At 62.7% G+C, this 22,398-nt stretch carries 24 protein-coding genes; 9 read left to right on the top strand and 15 right to left on the bottom strand.

Annotated features, from left to right (window positions below):
* Nucleotides 1-150: 150 nt before the first annotated feature.
* Nucleotides 151-642 (bottom strand): single-stranded DNA-binding protein, encoded by a 492-nt coding sequence (locus IVB05_RS20320; RefSeq protein WP_247786371.1) that lies wholly within the window; start codon nucleotides 640-642, stop codon nucleotides 151-153.
* Nucleotides 643-1,154: 512 nt separating this feature from the next.
* On the opposite strand from IVB05_RS20320, the gene IVB05_RS20315 reads away from it, so the two are divergent.
* The 4 genes from IVB05_RS20315 (at nucleotide 1,155) to IVB05_RS20300 (ending at nucleotide 6,844) form a co-directional block, all read left to right on the top strand.
* A complete protein-coding gene (locus tag IVB05_RS20315) occupies nucleotides 1,155-1,901 on the top strand; it encodes an outer membrane beta-barrel protein (RefSeq protein WP_247786370.1) in 747 nt (248 codons plus the stop codon).
* 477 nt (nucleotides 1,902-2,378) lie between these two features.
* The gene (locus tag IVB05_RS20310) at nucleotides 2,379-3,038 is read left to right on the top strand and encodes an outer membrane protein (protein ID WP_247786369.1); all 660 of its coding nucleotides are present in this window, start codon (nucleotides 2,379-2,381) and stop codon (nucleotides 3,036-3,038) included.
* A 273-nt stretch (nucleotides 3,039-3,311) separates the two neighbouring features.
* On the top strand, nucleotides 3,312-6,296 hold the full coding sequence (gene uvrA, locus IVB05_RS20305) for an excinuclease ABC subunit UvrA (RefSeq protein ID WP_247786368.1): 2,985 nt from the start codon (nucleotides 3,312-3,314) through the stop codon (nucleotides 6,294-6,296).
* Nucleotides 6,297-6,307: 11 nt separating this feature from the next.
* A complete protein-coding gene (locus IVB05_RS20300; RefSeq protein WP_247786367.1) occupies nucleotides 6,308-6,844 on the top strand; it encodes a hypothetical protein in 537 nt (178 codons plus the stop codon).
* Nucleotides 6,845-6,912: 68 nt separating this feature from the next.
* Here the strand turns inward: IVB05_RS20300 and IVB05_RS20295 are convergent, their stop codons facing one another.
* The 4 genes from IVB05_RS20295 to IVB05_RS20280 form a co-directional block, all read right to left on the bottom strand.
* Complete coding sequence (locus IVB05_RS20295; RefSeq protein WP_247786366.1) at nucleotides 6,913-7,245, bottom strand: PRC-barrel domain-containing protein; 333 nt, start codon at nucleotides 7,243-7,245, stop codon at nucleotides 6,913-6,915.
* Between the two features lie 222 nt (nucleotides 7,246-7,467).
* Entirely contained in the window at nucleotides 7,468-8,415 is a 948-nt protein-coding gene (locus tag IVB05_RS20290; protein ID WP_247786365.1) for a YncE family protein, read from the bottom strand.
* Between the two features lie 2 nt (nucleotides 8,416-8,417).
* Nucleotides 8,418-8,960 carry an SRPBCC family protein gene (locus IVB05_RS20285; RefSeq protein WP_247786364.1) on the bottom strand — a complete coding sequence of 181 codons (543 nt, stop codon included), beginning with the start codon at nucleotides 8,958-8,960 and terminating at the stop codon, nucleotides 8,418-8,420.
* A 209-nt stretch (nucleotides 8,961-9,169) separates the two neighbouring features.
* Nucleotides 9,170-9,928: an AAA family ATPase gene (locus tag IVB05_RS20280; RefSeq protein WP_247786363.1), complete on the bottom strand. Its 759-nt coding sequence runs from the start codon at nucleotides 9,926-9,928 to the stop codon at nucleotides 9,170-9,172.
* Nucleotides 9,929-10,009: 81 nt separating this feature from the next.
* On the opposite strand from IVB05_RS20280, the gene IVB05_RS20275 reads away from it, so the two are divergent.
* Nucleotides 10,010-10,333: a hypothetical protein gene (locus tag IVB05_RS20275; RefSeq protein ID WP_247786362.1), complete on the top strand. Its 324-nt coding sequence runs from the start codon at nucleotides 10,010-10,012 to the stop codon at nucleotides 10,331-10,333.
* A gap of 19 nt (nucleotides 10,334-10,352) precedes the next feature.
* Here the strand turns inward: IVB05_RS20275 and IVB05_RS20270 are convergent, their stop codons facing one another.
* The 3 genes from IVB05_RS20270 to IVB05_RS20260 are packed head-to-tail and all read right to left on the bottom strand — an operon-like array spanning nucleotide 10,353 to nucleotide 12,229.
* Nucleotides 10,353-10,697 (bottom strand): hypothetical protein, encoded by a 345-nt coding sequence (locus IVB05_RS20270; RefSeq protein ID WP_247786361.1) that lies wholly within the window; start codon nucleotides 10,695-10,697, stop codon nucleotides 10,353-10,355.
* 24 nt (nucleotides 10,698-10,721) lie between these two features.
* Nucleotides 10,722-11,354: a S8 family serine peptidase gene (locus tag IVB05_RS20265; protein WP_247786360.1), complete on the bottom strand. Its 633-nt coding sequence runs from the start codon at nucleotides 11,352-11,354 to the stop codon at nucleotides 10,722-10,724.
* A complete protein-coding gene (locus tag IVB05_RS20260) occupies nucleotides 11,351-12,229 on the bottom strand; it encodes a hypothetical protein (RefSeq protein ID WP_247786359.1) in 879 nt (292 codons plus the stop codon). The genes IVB05_RS20265 and IVB05_RS20260 overlap by 4 nt, the downstream gene beginning before the upstream one ends.
* Before the next feature lie 1,298 nt (nucleotides 12,230-13,527).
* On the opposite strand from IVB05_RS20260, the gene IVB05_RS20255 reads away from it, so the two are divergent.
* The gene (locus tag IVB05_RS20255) at nucleotides 13,528-14,193 is read left to right on the top strand and encodes an outer membrane protein (protein ID WP_247786358.1); all 666 of its coding nucleotides are present in this window, start codon (nucleotides 13,528-13,530) and stop codon (nucleotides 14,191-14,193) included.
* A 112-nt stretch (nucleotides 14,194-14,305) separates the two neighbouring features.
* On the opposite strand, the gene IVB05_RS20250 is transcribed toward IVB05_RS20255, so the two are convergent.
* The 3 genes from IVB05_RS20250 to IVB05_RS43545 all read right to left on the bottom strand — a co-directional run bounded on the left by IVB05_RS20250 (nucleotide 14,306) and on the right by IVB05_RS43545 (nucleotide 17,087).
* Nucleotides 14,306-15,163 (bottom strand): DUF296 domain-containing protein, encoded by an 858-nt coding sequence (locus tag IVB05_RS20250; RefSeq protein ID WP_247786357.1) that lies wholly within the window; start codon nucleotides 15,161-15,163, stop codon nucleotides 14,306-14,308.
* A 4-nt stretch (nucleotides 15,164-15,167) separates the two neighbouring features.
* Entirely contained in the window at nucleotides 15,168-16,793 is a 1,626-nt protein-coding gene (locus tag IVB05_RS20245) for an acyl-CoA synthetase (protein WP_256473424.1), read from the bottom strand.
* Between the two features lie 165 nt (nucleotides 16,794-16,958).
* Entirely contained in the window at nucleotides 16,959-17,087 is a 129-nt protein-coding gene (locus IVB05_RS43545) for a hypothetical protein (RefSeq protein WP_256473423.1), read from the bottom strand.
* An 88-nt stretch (nucleotides 17,088-17,175) separates the two neighbouring features.
* Here IVB05_RS43545 and IVB05_RS20240 point away from each other — a divergent pair, with 88 nt between their 5' ends.
* Complete coding sequence (locus IVB05_RS20240) at nucleotides 17,176-17,700, top strand: DUF3828 domain-containing protein (RefSeq protein ID WP_247786356.1); 525 nt, start codon at nucleotides 17,176-17,178, stop codon at nucleotides 17,698-17,700.
* A gap of 54 nt (nucleotides 17,701-17,754) precedes the next feature.
* Here IVB05_RS20240 and IVB05_RS20235 read toward each other — a convergent pair whose 3' ends face one another.
* Both IVB05_RS20235 and IVB05_RS20230 read right to left on the bottom strand, forming a co-directional pair.
* Nucleotides 17,755-18,156, bottom strand: a complete 402-nt coding sequence (locus IVB05_RS20235) for an SPW repeat protein (protein WP_247786355.1) — start codon at nucleotides 18,154-18,156, stop codon at nucleotides 17,755-17,757.
* 160 nt (nucleotides 18,157-18,316) lie between these two features.
* A complete protein-coding gene (locus IVB05_RS20230) occupies nucleotides 18,317-19,261 on the bottom strand; it encodes a tetratricopeptide repeat protein (protein ID WP_247786354.1) in 945 nt (314 codons plus the stop codon).
* Nucleotides 19,262-19,362: 101 nt separating this feature from the next.
* Here IVB05_RS20230 and IVB05_RS20225 point away from each other — a divergent pair, with 101 nt between their 5' ends.
* Entirely contained in the window at nucleotides 19,363-19,635 is a 273-nt protein-coding gene (locus IVB05_RS20225; RefSeq protein ID WP_247786353.1) for a GNAT family N-acetyltransferase, read from the top strand.
* A 172-nt stretch (nucleotides 19,636-19,807) separates the two neighbouring features.
* On the opposite strand, the gene IVB05_RS20220 is transcribed toward IVB05_RS20225, so the two are convergent.
* The gene (locus IVB05_RS20220) at nucleotides 19,808-20,599 is read right to left on the bottom strand and encodes a fumarylacetoacetate hydrolase family protein (RefSeq protein ID WP_247786352.1); all 792 of its coding nucleotides are present in this window, start codon (nucleotides 20,597-20,599) and stop codon (nucleotides 19,808-19,810) included.
* 159 nt (nucleotides 20,600-20,758) lie between these two features.
* On the bottom strand, nucleotides 20,759-21,151 hold the full coding sequence (locus IVB05_RS20215; protein WP_247786351.1) for a DUF3597 domain-containing protein: 393 nt from the start codon (nucleotides 21,149-21,151) through the stop codon (nucleotides 20,759-20,761).
* Between the two features lie 294 nt (nucleotides 21,152-21,445).
* Here IVB05_RS20215 and IVB05_RS20210 point away from each other — a divergent pair, with 294 nt between their 5' ends.
* Nucleotides 21,446-22,357, top strand: a complete 912-nt coding sequence (locus tag IVB05_RS20210) for a DUF2189 domain-containing protein (RefSeq protein ID WP_247786350.1) — start codon at nucleotides 21,446-21,448, stop codon at nucleotides 22,355-22,357.
* The last annotated feature ends 41 nt before the right edge of the window (nucleotides 22,358-22,398 follow it).

Here is a 22,398-nt window from a genome sequence, read left to right as displayed (position 1 = left end):
CCGCGCCAACGCGTTTGAGCGGCGCGGGGCAATGGTGTGGCTAAATGGTGGATAGGATGGGAACGACAAACTGAAACAGGCGAACCCTTACAACCCTCTGGGGGTCGAAGGATTCGCCTGCCGTCGTTACAAAAAGGATCTACCTGCGTTCTAGAACGGAATGTCGTCGTCCATGTCGCTGTTGCGACCGCCGCCGGCTGCCACGGCCCGCCGCGGTGCGGAGCTGGCCGGACTGCTGGAGCCGAAATCGCCGGAATCATCGGAGCCGAAACTGCCGCCACCGCCGCCGCTGCGGCCTTCGAGCATGGTCAGGGTCGAGTTGAAGCCCTGCAGCACGACTTCGGTCGAGTACTTCTCGACGCCGCTCTGGTCGGTCCATTTGCGGGTCTGCAGCGCGCCCTCGATGTAAACCTTGGCACCCTTCTTCAGGTACTGCTCGACAATCTTGCAAAGCGGTTCGGAGAAGATCACGACGCGATGCCACTCGGTCTTTTCCTTGCGCTCGCCAGTGCTCTTGTCGCGCCAGGTCTCCGACGTCGCGATGCTCAGATTGGCAATCGGCCGCCCGTCCTGTGTCCGCCGGATTTCAGGATCCTTGCCGAGGTTGCCGACCAGAATCACCTTGTTCACGCTTCCCGCCATCGCCGCTCTCCACTCGATATCGCCGGCAAAAATCACTGATCCGGCCGTTATTTGCCGGCCGCCTTCAATTCTTGACCTGTCGCTTTGTCTGCTCTCTGCGCCCGTTTCCGGACATCTGAACGACCCTATACACTCGCAGGCTCGGCCGACTTAGCGATCCCTCGGCAAGCCGGCGGTTATCCACATATAGCATTGCTCCGGCAAATGTTCCAGCTTTGTTCCCACCACCACCTGATATCCGGCCTGGTTCTCACGGTGCAACCCAAGCGCGATTACCGGGAACCCACGGGAACCCGAAATCATTGAAATGGAACCTGAAAGTTCCGCACGGTATCGTGAATATGATAATCAAATCATTGGCTTGGATAATTAAACTTCGCCTGCGCGTGTTGCGTTTCGGCGACACCATTTTCGCGCGAGTCGCGATATAGAATGGTCTACGGCGCGGGAGCTCGCGTCATCACGGGAACGCTTCGGGACCAACGGGAAGCGGCCAAGAGCTGGAGATGAGGATGAAAAAGTTTCTGTTAGGTACAGTTGCTCTCATCGCGTTCGCCGCACCTGCGGCGGCCGCCGACCTCGCTGCGCGACCTTACGTCAAGGCCCCGCCGGCGCCGATCGCAGTCGTGTACGACTGGAGCGGCTTCTACATCGGCGCCAACGGTGGCTGGGGTTCGAGCCACAAGTGCTGGGATTCGGTGGCGCCTGCTCTCTTGATCGGTGCTGAGGGTTGCCATGACGCGACCGGCGGCACCGCCGGTGGTCAGCTCGGTTATCGCTGGCAGGCCGCCAGCTGGGTGTTCGGCCTCGAAGCCCAGGGCAACTGGGCCGACTTCAGGGGCAGCAACGCAAGCACGCTCTTCATCGGCGCCAGGAACGACTCGCGGATCGACGCCTTCGGCCTGTTCACGGGCCAGGTCGGCTACGCCGCCAACAATGTTCTGTTCTACGTCAAGGGCGGCGCGGCCGTCACCGCGGATCGTTTCCGCATCTTTGATATTCCCACGGGCCTCGTCGTTGGCACCACCGGTGATGACACCCGCTGGGGGGCCAGCGTCGGCGCGGGCATCGAATTCGGCTTCGCTCCGAACTGGTCGGCCGGTATCGAATACAACCACCTGTTCATGCAGGACCGCACCCACACCTTCGTCGACGGGGCTGGCGCCTTCTTCGCCGCCGATCGCATCCAACAGGACGTCGATCTCGTCACCGTCCGCGTCAACTACCGCTGGGGCGGCCCGGTCATCGCGAAGTACTGATAGCTGCGACAGCAAGCAGAATACGGAAAAGGCCGGCCTCGCGCCGGCCTTTTTGTTTGGTTGCCCCAGGTTCGTGTGCCGCCGCAGAGGGCGTCGATTATGTGTACGGCTTCATGGCCGCGCGCGACTGCAGCTTCACATTCAACGCCGGCGGATTCTCGCGCACCGATCGATTCGTCAGGACGCCGACATCGTCACCGCCCTTGTCAGCTACAGATTCGGTGGCCCCGTCATCGCGAAATACTGACAGCGCACCGCGTGCATTGAACACGAAAAGGCTGGGCCTGGCGCCGGCCCTTTACGTTTGGTTGTACCGCGGGATAGTGCGTACCCGCTGCGGTTGCATATTACCTACTTTTGCCGCCGATGTGGTTTTTCGGCGACAGCATTCTGCGATGACTTCGCGCTATATGGAACCGCAACCTCAAATTGACGGCTGAGGAAGTTGAGTTAGAGAGCCGCGAAAGGGAAAAAGAAGTGAAGAAAATTCTGCTGACCACCACTGGCTTGATCGCGCTTGGGATGGCGCCCGCGATCGCCGCCGATCTTCCTGCACGGGCCTACACCAAGGCGCCCGCCGCAGCGATTGCGATCAACAACTGGACCGGCTTCTACGCCGGTGCGATGGGCGGCTACGCCCAGGAAAACACCTCAGACGCGTTGGGCGAGATCAGCGGCGGCTTCGCCGGCGGCACGCTCGGCTACAACTGGCAGACCGGCAACTTCGTGCTCGGCGTTGAGGCCGATGCCGCCTGGGCAGATGTCGGCGTAAGGGTGGGCAACCCGGCGATCGCCGCGGTAGAGACCCGGATTCGCGACATGGGTACCGTTCGTGGCCGCGTCGGCTACGCCTTCGACCAGGTTCTCGTCTACGGTACCGCCGGCTATGCGTGGGCCGACAACCGTATCACGCTGTCGGCGCTCGGCGTCAGCGTGTCGGATAGCCAGATCCACTCGGGCTGGACTGCCGGTGCTGGTGTCGAGGTGATGTTCGCACCGAAATGGTCGGTCAAGGCCGAGTACCTCTATCGCAGCTTCCAGGGCGAGACCTACTTCGCGGGTATTGCTCCTCCCGGCATCGCGTCGGGAACGCTCAACCTGAACAGCGTTCAGGTCGGCGTGAACTATCACTTCTAAGACTTCCTGCTGAAACTGCCTGCGCCTCCGTTCCGATAATTCGGAACGGAGGCGTTTGTATTTGTATTTGAGGAGTTCCGAATCCCGAGCTGCTGACTGCTGCTGCCAAAAGAAGGACTGCGCAAACAATCCGTTGATGATTCGCACGCGGCACTGGAAATCGTTTCCCGTTCTTCCTATGTTCCGACTTTCAATCATCGGCGCCTGATCCCGGTCCCTCTCCGGCAATGCGCGCCCAACGTGGCGCGTCTCCGCGTGCCTGGAAATGCCGATATGGATGAAGTGCTCAGGGCGAAGCGCCAACCACCCGCCGGCTCCGCATCGCGCGCGATAACCATCCGCGGCGCGCGCGAGCACAATCTCAAGAACATCGATGTCGAGATACCGCGCGACAAGCTCGCCGTGTTCACCGGCCTCTCCGGCTCCGGTAAATCCTCGCTCGCGTTCGATACCATCTATGCCGAGGGACAGCGCCGCTACGTCGAATCGCTCTCGGCCTATGCGCGCCAGTTCCTGGAGATGATGCAGAAGCCTGATGTCGACCAGATCGACGGCCTGTCGCCCGCGATCTCGATCGAGCAGAAGACAACCTCGAAAAACCCGCGCTCCACCGTCGGCACCGTCACCGAGATCTACGACTACATGCGCCTGCTGTGGGCGCGCGTCGGCGTGCCCTATTCGCCCGCGACCGGTCTGCCGATCGAAAGCCAGATCGTCTCGCAGATGGTCGACCGCGTGCTGGCGCTACCTGAAGGCACCCGCCTTTATCTGCTGGCGCCGGTCGTGCGCGGCCGCAAGGGCGAATACAAGAAAGAGCTCGCCGAATGGCTCAAGAAGGGTTTTCAGCGCGTCAAGGTTGACGGCACCTTCTATGAGCTGTCGGAGGCGCCCACCCTCGACAAGAAATTCCCGCACGATATCGACGTCGTGGTCGACCGCATCGTGGTTCGCCCCGACATCGGCCAGCGCCTCGCCGAAAGCTTTGAGACCGCGCTGAAGCTCGCCGAGGGCTTGGCTGTGATCGAATACGCCGACGCGCCTGCGGGTGCGGCGGAAGAAAAAAAGTCCGACAAGAAAACCGCGAAGATTCACGACAAGAGCGGGCCCGAGCGCATTCTGTTTTCGGAAAAATTCGCCTGCCCGGTTTCCGGCTTCACGATCCCCGAAATCGAGCCGCGGCTGTTCTCGTTCAATAACCCCTATGGCGCGTGTCCTGCCTGCGGCGGCCTCGGCGTCGAGCAGCATATCGACGAGGACCTCGTCATTCCCGACAAGGAGCTGACGCTTCGCAAGGGCGCGATTGCGCCGTGGGCAAAATCGTCCTCGCCCTATTACATCCAGACGCTGACCGCGCTCGGCAAGTTCTACAAGTTCACGCTCGACACCAAGTGGAAGGACCTGCCGAAGAAGACGCAAGGTGCATTGCTGCACGGCTCCGGCGACGACGAGATCAAATTCTCCTACGAGGACGGGGTCCGCTCCTACGACACCAAGAAACCGTTCGAAGGCGTCATCACCAACCTCGAGCGCCGTTTTCGCGAGACCGAGAGCGAATGGGCGCGCGAGGAGCTGGCAAAGTATTTCTCCGACATTCCCTGCGCGGGCTGCAACGGCCATCGCCTCAAGCCCGAGGCCATGTGCGTCAAGATCGGCGGCAAGCACATCGGCGAAATCTCTGAAATGTCGGTGCTCCGGGCCGGCGAATGGTTTGAGACCGTGCCGAAAGCGCTGAACGCGCAGCAGAACGAGATCGCCGCGCGCGTGCTGAAGGAGATCCGCGAGCGGCTGTCGTTCCTGCTCGACGTCGGCCTGAACTATCTCACGCTCGCCCGCGCCTCCGGCACGCTATCCGGCGGCGAAAGCCAGCGCATCCGCCTCGCCTCGCAGATCGGCTCGGGTCTCACAGGCGTGCTCTACGTGCTGGACGAACCCTCGATCGGCCTGCACCAGCGCGACAACGCGCGGCTATTGGAGACGCTGAAGCGGCTGCGCGACCTCGGCAATACCGTGATCGTGGTCGAGCATGACGAGGATGCGATACGTCTGGCCGATTACGTGCTCGACATCGGCCCCGGCGCCGGCATGCATGGCGGCCACATCGTGGCGCAGGGCACGCCCGCCGAGATCATGAAGAACCCGAATTCGCTCACGGGCAAATACCTCACCGGCGAGATGTCGGTGGCGATCCCCGAACGCAAGCCACCGAACCACAGGCGAACCATCAAGGTCGTCAACGCCCGCGGCAACAATCTGAAGAACGTCTCGGCGGAAATTCCGCTCGGGCTGTTCACCTGCGTCACCGGCGTCTCCGGCGGCGGCAAGTCGACGCTCCTGATCGACACGCTCTACAAGGCGATCGCCCGCAAGCTGAACAACGCCAGCGAAGGCGCCGCCCCCCACGACCGCATCGAGGGGCTGGAGCATATCGACAAGATCATCGACATCGACCAGTCGCCGATCGGCCGCACGCCGCGCTCAAACCCCGCGACCTATACCGGCGCCTTCACGCCGATCCGCGAATGGTTCGCCGGCCTGCCCGAAGCCAAGGCGCGCGGCTACGAGCCGGGACGGTTTTCCTTCAACGTCAAGGGCGGCCGCTGCGAGGCCTGCCAGGGCGACGGCGTCATCAAGATCGAGATGCACTTTTTGCCCGACGTCTACGTCACCTGCGACACCTGCAAGGGCAAGCGCTACAACCGCGAGACGCTGGAAGTCCTGTTCAAGGGCAAGTCCATCGCCGACGTGCTCGACATGACGGTGGAAGAAGCCGCCGAGTTCTTCAAGGCGGTGCCCCGCGTCCGCGAGACGTTTAAAACGCTGCACCGCGTCGGCCTCGACTACATCCATGTCGGCCAGCAGGCCACCACCCTCTCCGGCGGCGAAGCCCAGCGCGTCAAGCTGGCGAAGGAGCTGTCAAAGCGCGCGACGGGACGCACGCTCTACATCCTGGACGAACCCACCACGGGACTTCACTTTCACGACGTCGCAAAACTTCTGGAAGTGCTGCACGAGCTGGTCTCGCAGGGCAACACGGTGGTCGTGATCGAGCACAACCTCGAAGTCATCAAGACCGCCGACTGGGTCATCGACCTCGGCCCCGAAGGCGGAGACGGCGGCGGCGAAATCGTCGCCTGGGGTCCGCCGGAAGACATCGTGAAGGCGCCGCGGAGCTATACGGGGAAGTTTTTGGCGCCCGTGCTGAAGAAGGCGGATGGCAAGCCGCGGAAGAGCAGCAGCGCGAGCGAGGCGGCGGAGTAGATTTCATTTCGATGCGCTTCGTTACCCAGTCAGAATCTGAACCATTCTTTCTGAAGCTTGGTATAAGCCGAAGCGGACTTGTGCCTGGAAGTCATAGCGCCATCCGCCTCAAGACATTCGATGCGTACTATCAGAGCAGGCTTTCGGTCGCAGCCCAAGTTGCGGATGCGCTCGCAACCCATCAGGGCAATTTTACTGCCTGCTTGTTATGGGCGCATGATCTCGTTTGGGGCGACCGAAGCCTGGAGGAGCGCCCACCGTCCGATTGGGCCGAGTATCGACGATGGCGACAGACGCGAGGCGAGAAGCGATCCTTGCGCGACGCTCCAGGCCATTTTTTTGACAACGGAGAGCGCGACACGCTGGCCAGCGTTATCGAGTGGGCTATCCACATGGGATGGGACACCCTGATCGCCGCGAAACCCAATAAGGCTGCAATCCATCTTTCCCACGATGATCGTATTACGATCTATGCGAGGAGCCGGCCGAGCGAGCTTATTGCGCGTCTCACGGCACTTGGCCTGAAGCCGACGCAACGCAGCCTTTAGCAAGCGATCCGCCGCTTCTCTCTACCCGCGAGCGGTGGGTTACGCCTTCGGCTAATCCTGCCGACGCCCTACACCGTCCAATAGTGCGGATGCGGGTAGGATCGCGAGCGGTCGCCCCAGTCGAAATCGTCTTCGTCGAACTCGGACGGGCCGGCGCGCAGATCCTCTAGCGTCAGCTCGACCACGAAGGCCTGACGCTCGGGATCAAACCTGAGTGCGTCCCACCGCACAGGATAATGGTGGTGGCTGGCGAGTATCCCGCCGGTTTTTATCACGGCATACGCGACGGTGCCGGTCACCTTTTCCAGCATCAGTCGTTCGATCGTACCGAGTTTTTCGCCGTCTTGCCCGTAGACGTTCGCGTGCTCCACGCGATCACTGGGCACCAGGGTACGAGGCATGGCGTCCTCCCTGTTTTCTCGTTCTCCCGGCATTATAGCACCAACGCACCCGGCATGTGCGCGCGTCCGGTTGCCGCGGTGCACCGACGCTGGGTTGGCGTTCCCGTCGCGGGTTTGATCCAGCGTATAGGATGGGTAGAGCGCAGCGAAACCCATCACGTTCGCAAACGATGGGTTTCGCTTCGCTCCACCCATCCTACGCACCTACGCGCCCCTCGCCGACTACCGCCGTAGAAACGCCCCGAACGCCCGCGGCCCGTCGCCGACCTTGATCTCGCCGGTCACCTTCAGCTCGGCCGCATCGATCACGCTGATCGAGTTGCTCTCCCAGTTCGCCACGATGATGCGTCGGCCGTCCGCCGTCGCGGCGATCCCTTCCGGGTAATCGCCCACAGTGATGCGCTTGACCGGCGCCAGCGTTGAGAGATCGAACACGCTGACGGTGCCGTCATACTGGTCGGTGACGAAGCCGCGCCCTTGCGCGAGTGCGACCGCATAGGGGCGCAAGCCCGTCTTCACGCGCCCGATCTCGCGGGCCTCCACGATATCGATCACCGAGACATCGTTCGATCCGACATTGGCGGTGTAGGCACGCCGGCCCTCCGCATCGATGGTGATGCCAAACGGGCGTTCCCCGACCTTGATCACAGCCCGCCGCTGGCGCGTCGCGGTATCGATGACGGACACGCTGTCGGCGTCGCGGTCCGCCGAGAGCAGGAGCCGTCCGTCCGGCGTCACCGCGAGTCCCGACGGCGAGGCGCCGACCGCGATATCAGCGATCACGCGCTGCGCGACCGGATCGATCACCCGCACCGCAGCGGCGTACCAGTCGGCCACATAGACGGTGGCGCCATCCGGCGCCACGGCGACGCCGAGCGGACCACCGCCGGTGTTGATCTTCCCGATGATCCGGCGTGCGGCGGCATCGACCACCGTCAGCGCCTTGGCGTCGGGGCTCGTCACATAGGCGAAGCGTCCATCCGGCGTAATGGCTATGCCCGCAGGCTTGCCGCCGATCGCGATGGTCGCGACCGGCTGCAAGGACGTGAGATCCACGACCGTCAGGTTTTCGCTGAGCTGATTGGTGACGAACGCTTCCTCGGCCCGCGCCTGCTCGGCCCACGCCGCGCCGATGCCGGCGACGAGCGCCGCCAGAGCGATCGCCCGCACGATCAGCTTCCGCTTTCGACCTTCTTCTTCAGCGCCTCGAGGCCCACTCTATAGAGCCCGCTCACCGCCTTCACGGCAGCCTCGTCGCTCAGCTCCGGCGGCGGGTCGTTGTTGGGAAAGCCGCGATAGAACGCGCCGGCCCACTCCAGGCTGCTGCCCTTGCCGTCGGCGCTGGGCGTCACCGTCAGGGTGGACGAATAGTTGGTGACCGGTAGCACCTTCACATCCACGGCGGTGATCCGGTACGAATAGGTCATCGTCTCGGCGTCGTATTTGTAGAGCTCCTCATCGACGGTCGCACCGGTCGCCAGCGTCAATCGCCGCGTGGCCTCGATAGCGTTGCCTTTGGTGCCCTCGGTCTTGCTGACCGGCGGCAGCCAGCTCATGTCCTGGAAATTGCCGATCGCGGCCCACACCTTGGCCGGCGGCGCGTTGATCTCGATCGATTCCCGCACCTTCTGGCGGGTTGGCCCGTGCGCCCAGGCGATCCCCATCACTGCCAGCGCCGCCACCACGGCCCCCACCCTCGCGAGCGTCGTCCTCATGTCGCTTCCTCACTGTCTCTTGTTGGCCCGCGCTAGCCGCGCAGCGGCGTTATCGTAACGCATTTTCAGACTAAAGGAGGCTGGTTTGTGGCGCCGGCGCGACGCGCGGCGTTGCGTCGGACGGTACCGTAGGATGGGTAGAGCGCAGCGAAACCCATCACCTTCGCAAGCGGTGGGTTTCGCTTCGCTCTACCCACCCTACAAATGCTTCAATCCACGATCGCCGCGTCGACAAATCCCTTCGGGTCCTCGCAAAACTCCCGCATGACCTTGTAGTGGTCGGTGTCCTTTACCGTCACCGGCTCCAGCCCGTATTTCGTCAGCCGCAGCAGTGTCGCGTTTGGGTATGCCATCAGCATCGGCGAATGCGTGGCCATGATGATCTGGCAATGGCCGATGTCCTCCATCCGCCGCATCAGCTTCAGGAACGCGATCTGGCGCGAGGGCGACAGCGCGGATTCCGGTTCGTCGAAGATGAAGATGCCCTGCCGCTGGCAGCGCTCCTCGAAGAAGCGCAGGAAGCCCTCGCCGTGGGAATGGGAAAGGAAGTCGGCATAGGGGCTGCCGGCGGCGTCCAGATATCGTGCGACCGAAAAGAAGCTCTCGGCGCGGAAGAACCAACCGCCGCCGGTGATCTTGGGCAGCCAGCTTGCGCGAAGCGCCGTCGAAAGTTGTCCGCCCATTTTTTCGCGCGCGTCCGAATGGTCGACCGTCATGTAACCCTTGGCGCCGCCGGCTTCGTTGAATCCGGCCAGCACGGCGATCCCTTCGAGCAGCGTCGACTTGCCGGTGCCGTTCTCGCCGACGATGATGGTAATCGCCCTGTCGAAACCGATTTCAAAATCGTCGCGCAGCAGCGGCAGGCAGAACGGATAGGCCTCGCGGTTGGTGATCCGCGATGGCTCGAGCCAGATGCGCTTGAGATATGGCGCCGGCAGATTGATCGGGCGATTGCGTCTGGAAGCCATCGGCTCGGATCCCTAGGGAAACAAAGTCGTTCGCTACGGTTATACAGGGAATGCCGTACAATCCTAGATGGCACACCCGCGATGCCAAGCGCCACCTACACCCTCTTCCGCAACGCCATTCTCGGCGAGCAGCAAATCGTCTGCCGCTATGACGGACGCGTCCGCGAACTATGCCCGCACATCATCGGCACCAACAGACGCGGCGAAGAGGTCGTGCTGGCCTGGCAGTTCGGCGGCGAGAGCTCAGGCCCGCTGCCGCAATGGCGCTGCCTGAAGCTGGCTGGTGTCAAAAACGCCCACGCGCACGAGGGCCGCTGGCACGAGGGCGGCTCGCACCGCACGACGCAGACCTGCGTCAGCGAGATCGATCTCGACATCAATGTTCACGTGCGAAAGCTGCGGTGACCGGTCCACCTGGAGTTTGTCACCTGGCGTTCGGCAGGCTGACATCAGGGCCGACCGAGGCCTCTTCGACGCTCGGCCATGCACGGACGATTTCGACAAAATCCTGCGGCGACACGCCCGGCGGCAGGATCACCTGCATGTAGCGCCGCAATTCCCTCTCGGGCTTGGAAAGCCCTGACTCGTCGGCGTCGGCCAAGGCCGGCACCTTGTAGACGATACGGGTGTCTTTCGGCAGGTCGCGATGGGGATCGAAGCTCGTGCCGGAGCCTGACTCGAACATACGCTTGTGCGAGTCATATTTGTAATTGCGCTTAAGTTTCAGTTCGACCGGAACGCGGATCGCTGCGCTCTTCGGCGCCGGCACGGCTGGCATCATCCCTTAAGTTTATTACACCTTCTTCATCGCATCAACCAGGTTGGGCAGCGGTCCGATATGCTGCGTCAAGGGAACGCCGGGTCCCGCCTGCTGCGGTGTTCCCGTCGCCACCAATATGTCCCTCACCTTCTTGGGTGTCATGGGCGCGCCGTTTTTTGCCCTGGCCCGCCCCTGCAGGCACGCCACCGCGCCGGTAACGATCGGCGAAGCGCTCGATGTGCCGGAGAAGCGCAGCGTGTACCAGGTATTTTCCGACGCGCCGCCCCGCGCATCGCCATAGCCCAGCGTGGTCACATGCCAGCCCCAGCCCTGCACGTTGACGATCTTGCCGTAGTTGGAAAAGAAGATGCGCGACCTGGGAACGCCGAGCGAAGCGTAGGACGGCAGCCCCGCGCCAAAACCGTCGAAGTCGACATGATTGGTCGGCGGCACGCCGGCGCCGACCACGATGGCGCCGCTGTCCTTCTGCAGGCCGGTGTTGTTGAACACAGCCAGGTCGAAATTCTCATTGCCGTTGCCGGCGGCCTCGACGACCGTGATGCCCTTGTCGACCGCCGCCTTGATCGCGGTGAATATGTCGGACCAGTACTGCATGGCGACGTAGTTTCCGTTCGGGCCGGTCGCCTGCAGTTCGATCAGTATCACGTCGCCCTTCTTGAGCTGCGCCGCCGCATTGCTGATGGCGCCAGCCGTGTTGAACACACCATTGATGACCGCGGAATGGACCGCGCCCTTGGCCTGATGGCTGATGCCGACGCAGCCCCTTGCATCGGGATCGAAATCATTTCGCCGAGCACGGCCGTACCGTGGTTTCTCCATCCGAGATCGTTGATGACGGTGCCGCCGAGCAACGGGATGCCGCTCGGCAGATCCTCATGTTGCCGGTTCCAATTGCCCTCGATGTCACAGATGGTGATGCCGCTGCCCTTGGCGCCTGCGAGGCCCCACACCGCAGCGGCGCCGATTCCGTTCGGCGCGTCGTAGAGATAGCCTTGCGAAGGTTCGAAGTTACGGCTTCCGGCAGCCGATCCGGCTGGCATGGCCGGCACGGGACGCGGCGCCACATAGGCGTCCCACACCGCTTTCTGCCGTTTCAGCGCCGTGACAATCTTCTTGGCGTCCGCGCCCGACTTCGGCACCACCTGCACAAAGCCGCTCTGGATAAAATCGGCATCCATTCCCCGCTTCGCAAACCGCGCCGGCTGCGGCTCGGACGGCAGTGTTGCGGCCACCTCGACACGGGACCTGATCGTGTCCGCGGGCAGGTGAAACTGCGAGCGCATGGCCGCGATGTCGAATTTCGAAAGAACCTCGTTGAGGGAATCCGCCTGCGGTTCGGCCGCGGCCGGCGCGGCAAATCGCCTGGCGCTGAACGCAACCGGCGCTTCATAGCGAAGTTCGACCACGACATAATCGGGAATATCCGCATCCGTCGTTGTGGTCGATACGAAGCCGGCTCTGGTTTTGGTCGCGCTGGTCGATTTGGTTGATCTGGATTTCCTTGCTTTCTTTGCTGCCATCGGAATTCTCCATCAAAGTGAATGTTTGAAATCGAAAGTCCTGTCGGTGCTGCGACAGGCAGGCAAAAATGACTACACGCAAGAGAAGCGATTCTAGTTGCGTTCTAGGAGTTCAACAACCGGTAATTTAGTCGCACCAAACGCCGGGCGATATTGCGTCCGAACATTATTCCTGCGTGTGGCGCGCTTCACAAAACGCGATCGGACTTGTCCGACAGGCAAGCTCCCGGAGCCGTGCAGCGCGGCGAAGCAACACCGGGCGCACATCACGGCTCGAGCGACCAAATCAGCGTTGCGCGTAAATTCCAATTTGCTGAATGGATTCAAGCTGATTTGGGTCGTCCAGACCCAGGCGAAAAAACAAATTGCTTCTCCGCCAACCCAAATCAGCGGCATAACTCCGCGCGTCTCACCCAATTGAGGGGCGCTCGCGATCGTCACGAACGTGCGGTGAGATGCGATGGACGCGGAAGCCATGACTGACGAGGCGGGCTAAAGCGTACGGCGAAGTCGTGTGGTCCTGACGCCGCGGTGCTGGCGTCAAGTTCTCGAGAAGCAAGCTTCTTGGGGGCGACGGTGGCAAAAGAGCCGTTCACCGGGGAGAGCTCGCTATAAGCCGTAAAGCCATTGCGCAGGGAAGGCCGGAGTGTTTCCGCTGAACCTGTATGCTCGTGTGCGTCTTCTTACGCGCAAATTGCACACGAGACCGCGGGTGCAGCGAGCATCCGGTCTTCCCTGCGCCCTCTGAATCTCAAGAGGGACAAACGAAATTGCACACCTCGGACGCAACGCGCCGCGAGATCGCGACACTGCATCCACCGTCATTGCGAGCCAACGGGTCGCGCGAATGCGCGCCCGATGACAGGCTCCGCGAAGCAATCCATGTACCGGCACAAGGAAAGAGTGGATTGCTTTGCTTCGCTCGCAATGACGTGGAGAGGCCGCAACACACCGAACACTCGCACACGCGGAGATAACGATCGTGATGACACGAATGCCGCCTCCTCTTTCTTCGCAAGTCGAACAATTCCGCGCCACACGTCGCCGCACTGCTGTCGAAATAGCAACCTGCCCGCGCCAATGCGCGGTCGCGCTTCGGTCCAATTTTTGCCGGCATATGCATCGCATAGTTAATACGCAAGCGAACGTTCTCACATCCGCTAAACGTCGCTTGCAGACGGCTCTTTGGGGGCGCATTCGCGCCCGCTTCCACAACGATGCGTCACCATGCCGGTGCGATCGGTTCGCTATCGAGCCCGCAGGCGGTTATACGAATGTTCAACTTTAGGGGACAAAACATGAAACGACTACTTCTAGCTGGTGTGGCCCTCTCGGTCGCGACCGCGGCCTCGGCCGCAGATATGCGCGCGCGGCCCTACACCAAGGCTCCTCCGGCGGTGGTGTCTCCGGCGTATAACTGGTCCGGCTTCTATGTTGGCGCGATGGGCGGCTATGGCTGGGGAAGCGGCGATAGCGATGCCAGCGGCGGTTTTGGTGGCGGCACGGTTGGCTACAACTGGCAGCTCCCCGGCAGCCAGTTCGTATTCGGCGTCGAAGTCGACGCCGCCGGCGCCAGCATCAAGGACAGCTTCACCGAAGACTTCGGTGGCATCCTGGTCACGACGGATTCCAAGATCAATTCATTCGGAAGCGTGACCGGCCGTGCCGGCTTCGCGATGGATGCGGCGCTTATCTACGCCAAGGGCGGTTATGCGTGGGCCAACAACAAGGCCACCATTTCAGCGCCAGCGATAGGCCTAACGTCTTCGGATAGCCAGACTCATTCCGGCTTTACGATCGGCGGCGGCCTCGAATACATGTTCGCGCCGAACTGGTCGGCCAAGGGCGAATACATGTACACCAGCCTCGGCAGCGAGAACTATAATCTGTTAGGCGACCAGCTGGCTTCCGGCAACCTCGACTTCCACACCATCAAGGTCGGGGTGAACTATCACTTCAGGTAAAGCCGTGAACTGTAGGGTGGGCAAAGCGTAGCGTGCCCACCATTCGTCCGCAAAGAAGGTGGTGGGCACGGCGCAAACGCGCCTTTGCCCACCCTACGGACCACGGAAGTACTCAGATCACCTCGAGCACCAGCTCCATCGTCATCAGCACCGGATTGTCGCCGCGCATCAGCCGGCCCTCGGCGATGCCGCCGAGATAATCGACCAGCGCGACGTCGAGCTCCGCCTGCAGCGTGCTATCGGCGCCGGGCGCGACGGTGCCGGCCTTGATCGCAAGCTCGGTCGCAAACGGCACGACGGTCCGGCCGTCGGTGAAATGCGCGCCAATGGTAGAGCCGACGCCGCCATGAATCCGCGCGCGCAGGATTCCGTGCTGCCGGCAGAAGGTCTCCAGCGCCGCGGCAAAATCCTGATTCGGCCGCAGCCGCAGCGCGAAGGCGCGGCGCTCGGCCTTCACATCGGTGCCGGCGCGCGCCACCGGTCCGAACAATTTGAAATTGGTCTCGGGATCGGGCTCCGCCGTGAAGATCGCGCCGTCGATGCCGAACGCTTCCACTGCAAACGATTCGGCGACGATGCTCTCCTCGGGGAGAATGTGGCCACCGTGCAGAGAGCCGTCGGACTCGGTCCACAGCCCGTGGCAATGGAAGAACGGCGCGCGATCGCGCTCGCCGAGCGTCATCGCGCCAAGCTTCAGCCGCGTAATGCCGGAGGGGCGAAAAATGTCGCTGTAGAACGCCGCATTGGCGCCGGTCTTCGACAGCGCCGGCATCACATAGGCAAAGGGCCCGAGCGCCCCTCCCCGCATGCTCAGCACGCCGCCGGAAAAGCCGGCTTCGGCAAAGCCGCCGCGCGCGGCCTCCAGCAGCGGCAGGCCGGCGGCAAGCGTGAATGAAAATGCCCGCCCCCGCGCCTCGACCCATTGGATGCGTTCGGGCGCGGGTGGCCCTGGCTGCGCAATGCTGCGCAACGCCTCAGCTATCCGTCTTGGAGACAAGTTCAAGCAACCCTCGCGCCTCGAGTTCATCGCGGACCAACCGCTTCGGAATCTTGCCGTAGCCGGACTTCGGCAACGCCTCCCAGAAGAAGAAGCGCTTCGGCATCTTGTAACGCGGCACCTTCGGCGCCAGGAATGCGGCGAGTTCCGCTTCGCTCACGGCGGCCGCGCCCTCGCGCGCGACGCAGACGGCGACGCCCACCTCGCCCCAGAACGGGTCGGGCACGCCGAGGACGGCGACCTCGCCGATCGCCGGGTGCGTGAGAATCTTCTCCTCGACCTCGCGCGGATAGATGTTGGAGCCGCCGGAGATATACATGTCCGAGGCGCGGCCGGTGATATAGACGAACCCTTCCTCGTCCATGTGGCCGAGATCGCCGGTACGAAACCAGCCGTCGCGAAACGCCTTCGCGTTGGCCTCGGGGTTGTCGTAATAGCCGGCGAACACGGCGGGACCGATCACGCAGATCTCGCCGGTCTCGAAGGCTTTAAGCTCCCGCCCGTCGTCGCCCTGGATCGAGACCTGCATGCCAGTGCGCTCGAAACCGCAGGTGCCGATGCGGGCCTGCGGGCCGTCCTCGGGATCGTGCAGACTGGCCGGCATCACCGTGATGTTGCCGGTGACCTCGCCGAGTCCGAAATACTGCACCAGCACCGGGCCGAGCTTGTTCAGCGCCGCCTTCTGGTCCTCGCGATACATCGGCGCACCGGCATAGATCACGAAGCGCAGCGAGGAATGATCGAATCTATCAACCGCGGGATGCTCGACCATCATCTTCAAAATGGTCGGCACGGTAAAAATGTTGCTGACGCGGTGCGCCTCGATCAGCCGGAACGCTTCGGCGATATCGAATTTCTCCGACGGCAGCAGGATGGTCGGCACACCGCGCGCCGCCTGCACGAGTTGGTGCACACCGGCGCCATGCGACAGCGGCGCGACCACCAGCGAGGCATCGGTCTCCGTCGTGCCCGGCATCAAGTCGGCGAGATGATTTGTCACCACAAAGGCCATCTGGCCGTGGGTGAGCACCGCCGCCTTGGAGCGGCCGGTGGTGCCCGAGGTGAAGAAGAACCAGCAAGGATCGTCATAGTCGACCGCGGCGTTATCGACCTTGGCGCCCGCATGTTCGGCGATCACCTCGCCCACGGATTTTTCGCCAAACCCGCCGTCGCCGATCCGCCAGATGAATTCCAGCCCCGGATTGGCGGCCGCCTTGGCGTGTTCGGGGAAATCGCCATGGCACAAAAACGCCTTCGCGCCGGAGGCGGTGGCGAGATAGGCGACCTCGTCGGGCATCAGGCGGAAATTGGTCGGCACCCAGACCGCGCCGAGCCGAAACGCCGCGAACATCGACCAGAACATCTCGTCGCAATTTTTGGAATGGACCAGGACGCGGTCGCCCTTGACGATTCCGCGCTCGGCGAGGCCCGCCGCCAGCGCGGAGACGTGGCCGTCGATCTCGCGCCAGGTCCAGGATTTGTCGCCCCAGAGGAAACCCGTACGGCCGCCGTGGCGGCGGGCATTCTGGGTCAGCATATGCGCCAGATTCATCACCCGGCGCGACATCCGCGCCAGGCCTCCGCGCGGGGTGGGAATAGTCACGGTTTCAGCCACAGGGAATCAACCATCACGCTTCGAAAAACAGACATGGAACACCTCGTCGCAACGATAGCAGAAAGCTTCGTAGCAGAAAGCCTTGCGTCTGCCAGCGCGCGACGGGTCATCCACAGCGACCGCGGGCCACGCGTCGCGGCGGCTGGGCGGCATTCACCGCACGCCGGTCCCCTTGCAGCGCTGGCATTTTACGACCTTGTCGCCCTTCTTCAGCAGGCCCTTGCCCTCGCAATTCTTGCATTTCTGCTTCTTCTTGATGTTGGGGCCCTTTTCATTGGCCATGCTAATCTCCCGGCAAGCGTTGCGGGCATCACCATAGCCAACCCCGCCTTCCCGTCCATAAGCACGCTCAAACGATTTAGGGGTCACCATGGTTACCCGTCGAAAGCTGATATTATCAGGCGCAGCCGCCCTGCTGGCCACGATCCTGCCGCGCCATGCGGGCGCGGCCGACGACCCCGCCGGCATCCTGACCGCCATCTACACCCGCGCAGCCAAGGGCAAGGGCGATGGCGGCGGCACGTTTGTGATCCAGACCAAGGCTAGCAGAACAAAATACCTGTCGAATTCGTTGGTCGCGCTCTGGGCCAAGGTGGACGCCCGCACGCGCAAGGGCGACGGCGGGCCGGTGGGTTTCGATCCCGTCACCAACTCGCAGGATCCCGACGTGAAGTCGTTCAAGGTGGCTGCCGAGAAGCAGGAATCCGACAAGGCGACCATCGCGGTCACCATCGAAAATCACCAAGGGGATTCGCGCGCCAACGCAGCGGACAAGACCATCCGCTACGATTTCGTCCGCGAGGCCGGCCAATGGAAGATCGACGACATCAAGGGAGCCGTCGACGGCAGTCCGTGGTCGGTCCGCGCCCTGCTCATCGATTCATTCAAGTACTAGTCCAGGGAAAGGGTCGAGGGCCCGCCGGTCACGTGCCGGCGGGCCCTCCCGGATTTACTGCGGATGGTTGGCCAGTTCCTGGTCGCTCAACCGCCAGTCCTGCCAGAGCTGAAGCGCGCCGAGCAGGACGACGATCGCACCGAGAGCAACATGCCAGGCCCTAAGCACGTCATCGCCGGCATAGCCGAGGACGAACGGCGAGGCCATCAGCCAGAGGCCGAGCGCGATCTCGCCCGCCTCCTCCCAGCGCTGCAGTGCGACATATTCGAGCTGCGCCAGGCCGAAGACCAGCATGCCGATCACGAACGTGTTGAGGATCATGGTGCTGCGTTCGGAGTCCATCACGTCATGGCTTGAGAAAGGAAACCACGGCGATACCACGATCAGCACGCCAAGCAGCATGCCGAACCAGTCTTCCCACGTGCGATGTTTGCTGAAGAAACCAAAGCCCGACATTGTCACCTCCCCTTGAAAAGAGGCATACGTCGGCGGCCGCGATCACAGCATTTGTCGATATCGAACCCAGACCCGGCCGCTTCGGCGGCGTATGTCATCCGAAAGACGTAGGAACCTCACAACCCGTTGCAAGACCCCGGCTACGGAAATCGTCTGCGGCCTATTGCGCCGCACCGAGCCGCTTCAGGCTCTCGCTCGCGGTGCGCAAGCCAGGACTGATCTCCAGCGCCTTGCGGAAATCGGCAATCGCGCCCGCTCTGTCGCCGAACCGCATCTTGACCTGGCCACGGTTGTTCCAGGAATAGGCGTCGGCCGGATCGTATTGCAGCGCCTTGTCGTAATCGGCCAGGCCGCCTCTGGTGTCGCCCTGGAACAGTTTGATCATCCCGCGATTGCGCCAGCCGCGCGCGTCCGTCGGCGCCAGCTTGATCACCTCGCCATAGTCGGCTGCGGCACGGTCGAGTTGCTCGCTGTCGCGATAGGCGTTGCCGCGGTTGATGTAGGCCAGCACGTCGGGCCTGAGCTTGATCTCCACGGTATAATCCGCCACCGCACGGGCCATGTCACGCTTGCGGTAATAAGCGTAGCCACGATTGCCATAGGCTATCGCAAGCGATGGATTGTGCTCGATGGCGGTGCTGAAATCGGCAATCGCGCGGTCGAGGTCGCCCTTGTTGACCCAGGCGTCGCCGCGATTGTTGCAGGCCAGCGCGAACGCCGGGTTAATGCTGATGGCTTCGTTGTAATCGGCCATCGCGCGATCGAGATCGCGCTTGAAGGCGTAGACGCGACCGCGGTTGGTCAGCGCGCAGGCCGAGGTGGAATCGAGCCGGATCGACTCGCTTAGGTCGGCAAGCGCGGCGTCGAGTTGGCGCTTCTCGGTCAGGCCGTGGCCGCGGAAACAATAGGCGGCGGCGAGCCTGCTGCCGGTCTCGTGCTTGCCCTCGATGACAGCGCCACAAGCGGCCACCTTCACGTCCGGTGGCGTGGTCACGGCGATGCAGGTTTGCCAGTTCGGGTCGCCTTCGGCGGACGCTGCGGGCGGTTGCGCTGATATCGCCGCGGCACCCAGCAATGCAGCGGTGAGGCAGGTCAAAACACGCATATCGGCCAATCCCCCGGCGAGCCAGTTCCCCCTTCGTCGGCGGTTTGCATCGTCGGGTTCATGTCCCTAAATGAAAGGGTGAATCATCCGGGAATCGCTGCATGGCCGCCGTCCGCGACAACAAGACTCAAAACCGATTCGAACTCGACGTCGACGGCGCTGTGGCGTTTGCCAACTATCGCATCACGCCCGCGGCGGTCATCATCACCCATACCGAAACGCCCCGCGCGCTGCGTGGCCGCGGCATCGCTTCCGAACTGGTCAGGGGCGCGCTCGACCTGATCCGCGCCGACGGCCGCAAGGTCATCGCCGGCTGCGGCTTCGTCGTGGATTATCTGCGCAGAAATCCGGAATTTGCCGACCTGATGGGGTGAGCTAGGGTACTCGCAAATCGCTGTCGTCCCTGCGAACGCAGGGACCCATACTCCGTGTGGTCAATTGTTGTGCTCGATCGAAGACAAGATGGGCGATACTCTTGCCTATCATTGCCTTCCGTGGCTATGGGCCCCTGCTTTCGCGGGGGCGACGGCGGTGGGTGTGGTACACTCAAACGATCCGTATCGACATATCCGGCAAGCCTTCGAGCTTGCACAGCAGCACGTCGCCCTTCACGACCGGGCCGACATTTTCCGGCGTGCCCGAATAGATGATGTCGCCGGCCTTTAGTTCGAACGCTTCCGAAAGCTTGGCGATCTGCTCCGCCACGTTCCAGATCATGTTTCGCAGATCGGAGTTCTGCTTGACCGTGCCATTCACCGCCAGCGAGATCGCGCCCTTGGTGAAATGTCCGATCTTGGTTGCGGGATGAATCGGCCCGAGTACGGCCGAGCGATCAAAGCTCTTGCCGATTTCCCATGGCTTCTTCTCGTCGCCCATAGCGCGCTGCAGATCGCGCCGGGTCATGTCGAGGCCGAGCGCATAGCCGTAAACGTGGTCGAGCGCCTTCTCCGCCGGAATATTGGTGCCGCCCGATTTCAGCGCCGCCACCAGTTCGACCTCGTAATGATAGTTCTTGGTAAGCGAGGGATAGGGATGATCGCCGACACTCCCGATCGCGATATTCTGGATCGCGTCGGTCGGCTTCTGGAAAAAGAACGGCGGCTCGCGATTGGGGTCCGAACCCATTTCGCGCGCATGCGCGGCATAGTTTCGCCCGATGCAATAGATCCGCCGCACCGGAAACACATCGGTCTCACCCACGATCGGGATGGTCGTCGTGCCAACCGGAAAAATCGATTTCGGGCCGGCCTGCGCTGCGGCCGTGCTGTCTTGCACGGCCGTACCGGCCAGCGCAAGCGCGCCCGTTGCCAGGATGGTCCTGCGATCGACATTGCTCATTGGCGTCCTCCTTGTTCTGCGAGCCTTCTTGTCCCGCCAGCATCTACAGCGTTTTCTCCACGAAGTGGATACCGTTTGTGCGTTGTTGCATTGCAATCGCACCAAAAAAAGAAGGCCCGCGTCGCCGCGGGCCTTCGTATGTGTGAACCGGGCGAAGCGTCAGTGCTTGATATCAGGCGGCAGCTTGCCGCCATTGGCGGCCAGCTTCGTCATGACCTGCTTGTGCAGCCAGATGTTCATGCTGGCGGAATCGTTGCTGTCGCCGGTGTAGCCGAGTTCCTTCGCGAGCTCCTTGCGTGCGGCGAAGCTGGAATCGATGTCGAGCGCCTTCATCAAGTCGACGATCGAGGTGCGCCACGCCAGCTTCTCACCCTTGGCGGCGACTGCCTTGTCCAGGATCGGCGCGACGTCGACAGTCGCGGCCGCCGGTGCCGCCGATCCGCCGGACGTCCCCGCGGCCGCTCCACCGCCCGCAGCCGCTCCGCCGCCGGCCTGCGCGGCGTCCGCCTTGGTGCCGAAGATTGCGCCCATGATTTTTCCGAAAATGCTCATCGTTCGCTCCCAATAACTTGTAGCTGGGTGACTTGAAGATGGTGAGTCTTGAGCGGCACTGTTTGACCGGCAGCGCCACGCCGGGATCATTCATGAGTTTAACCACCCCGACGTGACTTGCCAATGTAACATTCACCTAAGCGTGAGTGCGTTTGTCACTGTTTGGGACTACGCTGTTGGCTCAGTTCGCGACATGGCCAGTTTCGCGTCTGGCCTGATCGTGATCATTTTATGAAACGGCGCGTTTGCGTCTTTCGGTTGGCGCACAATGCGACCGCGAGGGAGACAGCGACCATGGCGACATCTCACGGCAATGTCACATCGATCGCGCAGAGCGGACCAGAGACCGCCGCCGCGCCGGTTATCCGAACCATAGGCCTATCGGAACTCCATCGGGCCTTGCAGCGCGGCTGGGAAGACTTCAAAGCCGTGCCAAGCCACGCCATCATCCTGTGCATCATCTATCCCGTACTCGGATTGATGCTGGCGCGCGCCGTGCACGGCTATTCGGTGCTGCCGCTGCTGTTTCCGCTCGCCGCCGGCTTTGCCCTGCTCGGCCCGTTTGCTGCGCTCGGCCTCTACGAAATGAGCCGCCGTCGCGAACACGGCGAACCGGCAACCGCCTGGGACGCGATCGAGGTCGTGCGCTCGCCATCGTTCGGCGCGATGCTCGGGCTCGGCGTGCTGTTGCTCGCGCTGTTCGTGACGTGGGTGGCTACCGCGCAGGCGATCTACATCGCCGCGTTCGGCTATGCAGGCGTGACCGGCGTTTCCGATTTCGCCGAACGCGTGCTGACGACGCCGCAAGGTTGGTGGCTGATCGTGGTCGGCTGCGGTGTCGGCTTCCTGTTTGCCCTCGTCGCGCTATGCATCAGCGTGGTGTCGTTCCCGCTGATGCTCGACCGTCATGCCGGCGCCGGCGATGCGATGGTGACCTCGCTGCGCGCGGTTGCACGAAATCCCGCGCCGATGGCGGCCTGGGGATTGATCGTCGCGATGCTCCTGGTGGCGGGATCGTTGCCGGCCTTCCTCGGCCTCGCCGTCGTCATTCCCCTGCTTGGGCACGCCACCTGGCATCTCTATCGGGAGACGATCGAGCCGGAACTCAACCCGCAGCCGCTTCCGCCTCGGCCGCCGCGCGAGCGTAGGCCTGCGGCCGATTTCCCGGCCAACCTGTTCCCCTGGCGGCGCAAGGATAACGCGTAAGGTGCAGGGAACTCGATTCGATAAGACCGTCGGTCGATACC

This window comes from Bradyrhizobium sp. 170 (genome assembly GCF_023101085.1).
Taxonomy (GTDB): domain Bacteria; phylum Pseudomonadota; class Alphaproteobacteria; order Rhizobiales; family Xanthobacteraceae; genus Bradyrhizobium.
Note: the sequence above shows the minus strand (reverse complement) of the source record. Positions and strands in the feature narration are given on the sequence as shown.

Excerpts from the sequence above, each read along its gene's own strand:
- IVB05_RS20320 (WP_247786371.1), bottom strand. The coding sequence starts at position 642 with ATGGCGGGAAGCGTGAACAAGGTGATTCTGGTCGGCAACCTCGGCAAG.
- IVB05_RS20315 (WP_247786370.1), top strand. The coding sequence starts at position 1,155 with ATGAAAAAGTTTCTGTTAGGTACAGTTGCTCTCATCGCGTTCGCCGCA.
- uvrA (WP_247786368.1), top strand. The coding sequence starts at position 3,312 with ATGGATGAAGTGCTCAGGGCGAAGCGCCAACCACCCGCCGGCTCCGCA.
- IVB05_RS20300 (WP_247786367.1), top strand. The coding sequence starts at position 6,308 with ATGCGCTTCGTTACCCAGTCAGAATCTGAACCATTCTTTCTGAAGCTT.
- IVB05_RS20295 (WP_247786366.1), bottom strand. The coding sequence starts at position 7,245 with ATGCCTCGTACCCTGGTGCCCAGTGATCGCGTGGAGCACGCGAACGTC.
- IVB05_RS20285 (WP_247786364.1), bottom strand. The coding sequence starts at position 8,960 with ATGAGGACGACGCTCGCGAGGGTGGGGGCCGTGGTGGCGGCGCTGGCA.
- IVB05_RS20280 (WP_247786363.1), bottom strand. The coding sequence starts at position 9,928 with ATGGCTTCCAGACGCAATCGCCCGATCAATCTGCCGGCGCCATATCTC.
- IVB05_RS20275 (WP_247786362.1), top strand. The coding sequence starts at position 10,010 with ATGCCAAGCGCCACCTACACCCTCTTCCGCAACGCCATTCTCGGCGAG.
- IVB05_RS20260 (WP_247786359.1), bottom strand. The coding sequence starts at position 12,229 with ATGGCAGCAAAGAAAGCAAGGAAATCCAGATCAACCAAATCGACCAGC.
- IVB05_RS20255 (WP_247786358.1), top strand. The coding sequence starts at position 13,528 with ATGAAACGACTACTTCTAGCTGGTGTGGCCCTCTCGGTCGCGACCGCG.
- IVB05_RS43545 (WP_256473423.1), bottom strand. The coding sequence starts at position 17,087 with ATGGCCAATGAAAAGGGCCCCAACATCAAGAAGAAGCAGAAATGCAAG.
- IVB05_RS20240 (WP_247786356.1), top strand. The coding sequence starts at position 17,176 with ATGGTTACCCGTCGAAAGCTGATATTATCAGGCGCAGCCGCCCTGCTG.
- IVB05_RS20235 (WP_247786355.1), bottom strand. The coding sequence starts at position 18,156 with ATGTCGGGCTTTGGTTTCTTCAGCAAACATCGCACGTGGGAAGACTGG.
- IVB05_RS20230 (WP_247786354.1), bottom strand. The coding sequence starts at position 19,261 with ATGCGTGTTTTGACCTGCCTCACCGCTGCATTGCTGGGTGCCGCGGCG.
- IVB05_RS20225 (WP_247786353.1), top strand. The coding sequence starts at position 19,363 with ATGGCCGCCGTCCGCGACAACAAGACTCAAAACCGATTCGAACTCGAC.
- IVB05_RS20220 (WP_247786352.1), bottom strand. The coding sequence starts at position 20,599 with ATGAGCAATGTCGATCGCAGGACCATCCTGGCAACGGGCGCGCTTGCG.
- IVB05_RS20215 (WP_247786351.1), bottom strand. The coding sequence starts at position 21,151 with ATGAGCATTTTCGGAAAAATCATGGGCGCAATCTTCGGCACCAAGGCG.
- IVB05_RS20210 (WP_247786350.1), top strand. The coding sequence starts at position 21,446 with ATGGCGACATCTCACGGCAATGTCACATCGATCGCGCAGAGCGGACCA.